This window comes from Roseateles sp. (genome assembly GCF_044373315.1).
Classification (GTDB): Bacteria; Pseudomonadota; Gammaproteobacteria; order Burkholderiales; family Burkholderiaceae_C; genus JACDQM01.
The window spans coordinates 1-5,572 of the sequence record NZ_JBILQK010000151.1; the positions used below are offsets into that span (position 1 = coordinate 1).

Sequence of the window (5,572 nt, forward strand, 5' to 3'; positions counted from 1 at the left end):
CCAATATCGATCAGACCGGCGCCGATGCCAACCAGTTCGCTGTTGGCTATGTGCACGACCTGTCGAAGCGCACTGCTCTGTACACCACCTACTCGCGCATTTCCAATGACGGCGCTTCGCGCTTGGCAGTTGCTGGCAGCCCCGCTGTTGCCGCTGGCAAGGACAGCTCCGGCTTCGAAGTTGGCGTTCGCCACAGCTTCTGATAGCCAGCAGGGCTCGGCTGATGCCGAGTCTTGCGGTGCAACGCAAAGCCGCCCTCGGGCGGCTTTTTCGTTTCCGCTGCCACCGAACTGGTGAGGATTGTCTCGACGGTGACAGGGTTAGCGCTTGTTGGGCATGAGCAACAAGTGCTGAGGTGGCGTTGGATTGGCGTGGAGAATAGCCACAGCTACCAACCAATACATAGGAGACAGCGATGAAAAAAGCAGTTCTGGTCTTGAGCGCTCTGGCCGCCACCACGACAGCAGCATGGGCCCAATCCAGCGTCAGCCTGTACGGCATCGTGGATGTGGGCGTGCGCCGCACGACCAATGAGCATTCTGCAGGTCAGCCCAGCGATTCCATCGTTCGTGTGGTGGGCGGTGGCATGTCGCAGAGCCGTCTGGGCGTGAATATCACCGAAGACATGGGTGGCGGTCTGCGTGCCCTGGCGAACATGGAGCATCGCCTGACTTCCGACAATGGAACGGTGGCTGCGGCTGATTTCTGGCGCCAGTCCTGGGTGGGTCTGCAGGGCGGCTTCGGTCGCGTGACGGTCGGCCGTCAGTACAACGTGCTGTTTGATTTGGTGACGAGCACCTATGCCTCGTTCCCTTACTCCCCCTATGCTGAAGAGTACAAGCCGGAGATCGGTTTTGCTCTGGGCGCGCGCGCCAGCAATATGGTGAAGTACATGGCTGAAATGGGCCCGATCCGCGGTGGCGTCCAGGTGTCGGCAGGCGAAGGCAGCGCAACCGGTGGCAAGACCATGGGCGGCTATGTGCGTTACGCAGCCAGCGGCTTGGCCATTGGCGCCGGCATGCAGAACTATGAGTTCGGCTCGGGCAAGAAGGTCAAGGCGACGACCTTCGGCGCGTCCTATCGCACAGGCCCCTGGTACCTGAATGCCGGTTATGCGGTCAACAAGGCCGACAACGGTCTGACGGCAACTGACATGGCTGTGTTGGGCAGCATGTGGACCGGAAGCGCCAATGGCGGCTTCGGCGGTGCTGCCTTCCTGGCGGCCAACAAGCGCACGATGTGGACCGTCGGTGCAGGCTACCAGCTGACGCCTCAGTTGAACTTGGGCGCACACTACTGGAAGGCTGATCAAACGGGCGTGACTGCGGCGGCCAAGGCTGATGCCAACTTCCTGGCCTTGATGGCTGACTATGCCTTCTCCAAGCGCACGGATGCCTACATCGGTTTCGACAATACCGGCCTGTCGGGCAATGTGAGCCTGAACGGAGCCAACGGTGCCGCCAACGGCGCGAAGAAGCGCAGCGGCACGATGGTCGGGCTGCGTCACCGCTTCTGATCGAGGCGCTTGCATGCAGATTGCGCCTGGTGCGTAGTTCTGCCCACAAGGGGGTCGCGCTGCGACCCCTTTTAATTTTTTGCGGTGGCTTGTGTGCAGCCGGTTCGGTGCGCAGTTCCTCATCTCCCGGCAATCGTTCTTCATGCGCCTTGACCGCTACCTCCCTCGCAAGCTGATCCATACATGGTTCTTGGTGGCTGTGCTCGCAGGGATGAGTGGATGTGCCATTCAAGCGCCACCGCCGTCTGCTTCTGCGGTCGAGCAGTTGCGGGAGTGGGCGCCGCGCGACCTACCAGGCAAGCGTCCCACCCGCTATGCCATCAGCACACAGGACGGTCAGTCTTGCCTGATGGCGCAGGCGGATCGGTCCGTGAGTCTGTGGCGGAGGCGCCTGCAGCTGGGCCCTGACGTCTTGGCACGAGTCGAGTTCGACTGGTGGATCGCTGCAGCGGAGCCGCTTGGAACGGTGACGGCCCCGGAAAGCGACGACTCGCCGGCGCGCCTGGTGCTCGCCTTCGATGGGGACGCCCAACGGCTGTCGATGCGCAACCGCATGAAGTCGGAGTTGGTGCAGACCCTGACAGGAGAGGCGCCGCCATTCGCCACGTTGATGTATGTCTGGGATGCGCAGGCTGAGTCTGAGACGGTCGTCGTCAGTGCGCATAGCGACCGCGTTCGAAAGATCGTTGTCGGCTCTGGAGCGAAAGGTTCTCGAGGTTGGCAGCGTTTTAAGCGCGATGTCCAGGCTGACTACAGGCGCGCGTTCGGCGAAGGGCCGGGTGATTTGATTGGCGCGGCATTCATGACAGATGCCGACAATACGCGCGGGAAGAACCAGGCTTGCTATGGGAGGCTGCTCTTCCTCGATGAGCAACGGCGCAGCCTGCCGGGTAGCCTGGACTTCTGAGAGGCTTTCTCTGTGTAGCGGCCCTAGGTGCTTTCCCGTTTGCCCTGGCCCTCAGAGTTCGCCATCATCACGCGCTCGTGACGATTGCCCCAAAAGGGTGACCGCCTGCCGTCAGATGCGCGGTGAAGCTCCGCCCCAAGCAGACTGGGTACCCCAGCGCTGCGCTCCAGATCATTGGAGGGGTGTGTGGCCTGATTCCTGCATGCGATGGGCATGGCGACCGACCTGGCCCCGGTTTGGGGCCAGACTGGAATGGCACCCCCAAGCTTCCCCAGAACATGCTAGTTTTCATTCTCAGACGTCTGGCCCAGGCCATCATCGTGATGCTGACGGTGGCCTTCATCGCCTTCATGCTGTTCCAGTATGTGGGTGACCCCGTCACCAATCTGTTGGGTCAGGACGCGACGCCAGAACAGCGTGAGCAATTGCGCCACGATCTGGGTCTGGACGACCCCTTCCCGGTGCAGTTCGCCACCTTTGTCGGCAACGCCGTTCAGGGTGAGTTCGGCTTGAGCCTGCGCCAGGGCCGAAAGGTCTCGACGCTGATCATCGAGCGCTTCCCGGCCACATTGGAACTCGCACTGGTTGCGGGTTTGATTGCGCTTTTCGTGGGCATTCCGCTCGGCGTGTATGCGGCCCTGCGGCGCGGCAAGTTCTCTTCCCAGTTGCTCATGACGCTGTCGCTGCTGGGCGTGTCCTTGCCGACCTTCCTGATCGGCATTTTGCTGATCCTCGTTTTCGCCGTGATGCTGAAGTGGCTGCCAAGCTTTGGCCGTGGCGACGTGGTTGCGCTGGGAACCTGGACGACTGGATTGCTGACGGCCGATGGTTTGAAGCATTTGCTCTTGCCCGCCATCACGCTTTCCGTCTTTCAGCTGACTCTGATCATGCGTCTGGTGCGTGCCGAGATGCTGGAGGTGCTGCGCACCGATTACATCAAGTTCGCTCGCGCCCGCGGGCTCTCGAATCGCGCGGTCTATTTCGGCCATGCGCTGAAGAACACCCTGGTGCCCGTGATCACCATCACTGGCCTGCAGCTCGGCTCGCTGATTGCTTTCGCCATCATCACGGAGACGGTGTTCCAGTGGCCGGGCATGGGCCTGCTGTTCATCCAGGCGGTGCAGTTCGCCGACATACCGGTGATGGCCGCCTATCTCTGCCTGATCTCCTTCATCTTCGTGACCATCAATCTGCTGGTCGACATGCTGTACTTCGCGGTTGATCCGCGTCTGCGTATCGAAGGCAAGGTCGGAGGTCACTGATGGCCTCGCCCGTGATTGCGCCCTCGTCGCGTGCGTATGGCGCCTATCAGCGGCTCGGTGCTGTGCAAGGCGAGCTCCAGGCGCTGCGTCGTGAGCTCCACACCATGCCGGAGCTCGGATTTGAAGAGCGGCGCACCTCGGCACGCGTTTGCGAAGCACTCAAGCTTTGCGGCGTTGACGAGATCCATACCGGCATTGCCCGCACCGGCGTCGTTGCGCTTATCCATGGCCGTAAGGGTCCGGGACGGCAGATCGGTTTGCGCGCCGACATGGATGCCTTGCCCTTGCAGGAAGAAAACGAGGTGCCCTGGCGTTCGGCCAGCCCGGGGCTGATGCATGCCTGCGGCCATGACGGCCACACCACGATGCTGATCGGTGCGGCGCGCTACCTGGCTCAGACGCGCCAGTTTGACGGCACGGCCGTGCTGATCTTCCAGCCCGGCGAGGAGGGCTACGCAGGGGCGCGGGAAATGATCCAGGAGGGTCTGTTCGAGCGCTTCCCCGTGGAGTCGGTCTACGCGATGCACAACTGGCCACAGATGCAGGCTGGCCGGATTGGCTTGAACTCGGGCGCAATGATGGCAGCCTCGGACAAGGTGGAGATCACCTTGCACGGCCGCGGTGGGCATGGTGCCCACCCGCATCTCTCGGTGGATCCTGTGCTGATGGCAGGCCATGTGATCACTGCCGTCCAGAGCCTGGTGGCGCGCAATGTCGCGCCCTTGGATCAGGCCGTGGTCAGTCTGTGTGCCTTGCGGGCGGGCGAGCTTGGTGCCTTCAGTGTGATTCCGAGCAGCGCCAAGCTGGTTGGCACAGTGCGCAGCTTCAAGCCTGCGGTACAGCAGTTGATCGAGGAGCGGCTGACGACGCTGGTCGAGTCCATCGCGCTGGGCCTGGGCGGCAGCGCGACGGTGCAGTACACCCGCAGTTATCCGGCCACCATCAACACGCCGCAAGAGGCCGCGTTTGCTGCCATGGTGGCGCGCGATCTGGTCGGGGCTGAACGGGTGGACAGCGAGCTGCCACCCAGCATGGGATCGGAAGATTTCTCTTTCATGCTGCAGGCCAAGCCCGGTGCCTATTTGCGTATCGGCCAGGCGAGTGATGCAGGCTCTGGCTGCGGCCTGCACAACCCGCGTTATGACTTCAACGACGAGATCCTGCCACTTGGCGCGGCGCTGTTTGCCTCGCTGATCGAGCATGGCCTGCCCATGGCGCCAAGCGCCTGAGCCCAATCCAGAGTTTTTCCCGGAGCATTGATGAGTTCCCTCAATCCAGTCCCCCAAGCCCCGACCGGTGTGGCGCCAGCCCCCGCGCCTGGTGCCTTCAAGCGCTTCTTTGCCGGCGATGTCTGGCATTCCTTCAAGCGCTCACCCACGGCCATCGTTGCCGCCGTGATCGCTTTCATCTGTGTGTTCTGCGCGCTGTTCGCGGATGTGGTGGCGCCACACAACCCCTTCGATCTGGCGTCGCTGGAGTTGATGGATTCGCGCCTGCCGCCGGCTTGGCTGGAGGGGGGCTCGACCAAGTTCCTGCTGGGTACCGATGACCAGGGGCGGGACATCCTCTCGGCCCTGATGTATGGCGCGCGCATCTCGCTGTTCGTGGGCCTGGCCTCGGTGATGCTGTCGATGCTGATCGGCGTCGGCCTGGGTCTGCTGGCTGGTTTTGTGGGCGGCAAGGTGGACGCCTTCATCATGCGCGTTTGCGATGTGATGCTGTCCTTTCCGTCCATCCTGATTGCCTTGCTGATCGACGGCGTGGGGCGCGCGATGTTTCCCAACGCGCATGACTCGCTGGCCTTCATGGTGCTGATCCTGGCCATTGCGATGTCGGGCTGGGTTCAGTACGCCCGCACGGTGCGTGGTTCGACCATGGTGGAGCGCA

General features: G+C 62.4%; 6 protein-coding genes. All 6 read left to right on the top strand.

Translation table 11 applies throughout. From position 1 onward, the window contains the following. The coding region (locus ACIQ67_RS19115) for a porin (protein ID WP_397535966.1) at positions 1 to 203 on the top strand (203 nt) is incomplete at its 5' end. 212 nt (positions 204 to 415) lie between these two features. Continuing rightward, the gene (locus tag ACIQ67_RS19120) at positions 416 to 1,516 is read left to right on the top strand and encodes a porin (protein WP_397535967.1); all 1,101 of its coding nucleotides are present in this window, start codon (positions 416 to 418) and stop codon (positions 1,514 to 1,516) included. A 142-nt stretch (positions 1,517 to 1,658) separates the two neighbouring features. Continuing rightward, positions 1,659 to 2,423 carry a DUF3047 domain-containing protein gene (locus ACIQ67_RS19125; protein ID WP_397535968.1) on the top strand — a complete coding sequence of 255 codons (765 nt, stop codon included), beginning with the start codon at positions 1,659 to 1,661 and terminating at the stop codon, positions 2,421 to 2,423. Positions 2,424 to 2,701: 278 nt separating this feature from the next. Then, positions 2,702 to 3,685 carry an ABC transporter permease gene (locus tag ACIQ67_RS19130; protein ID WP_397535969.1) on the top strand — a complete coding sequence of 328 codons (984 nt, stop codon included), beginning with the start codon at positions 2,702 to 2,704 and terminating at the stop codon, positions 3,683 to 3,685. Continuing rightward, on the top strand, positions 3,685 to 4,914 hold the full coding sequence (locus ACIQ67_RS19135; RefSeq protein WP_397535970.1) for a M20 aminoacylase family protein: 1,230 nt from the start codon (positions 3,685 to 3,687) through the stop codon (positions 4,912 to 4,914). Before ACIQ67_RS19130 ends, ACIQ67_RS19135 begins: the two co-directional genes overlap by 1 nt. Before the next feature lie 30 nt (positions 4,915 to 4,944). Then, positions 4,945 to 5,572 (top strand): ABC transporter permease (locus tag ACIQ67_RS19140; protein ID WP_397535971.1); only part of this gene is annotated, 628 nt, incomplete at its 3' end.

Excerpts from the sequence above, each read along its gene's own strand:
- ACIQ67_RS19130 (WP_397535969.1), top strand. The coding sequence starts at position 2,702 with ATGCTAGTTTTCATTCTCAGACGTCTGGCCCAGGCCATCATCGTGATG.
- ACIQ67_RS19120 (WP_397535967.1), top strand. The coding sequence starts at position 416 with ATGAAAAAAGCAGTTCTGGTCTTGAGCGCTCTGGCCGCCACCACGACA.
- ACIQ67_RS19125 (WP_397535968.1), top strand. The coding sequence starts at position 1,659 with ATGCGCCTTGACCGCTACCTCCCTCGCAAGCTGATCCATACATGGTTC.
- ACIQ67_RS19135 (WP_397535970.1), top strand. The coding sequence starts at position 3,685 with ATGGCCTCGCCCGTGATTGCGCCCTCGTCGCGTGCGTATGGCGCCTAT.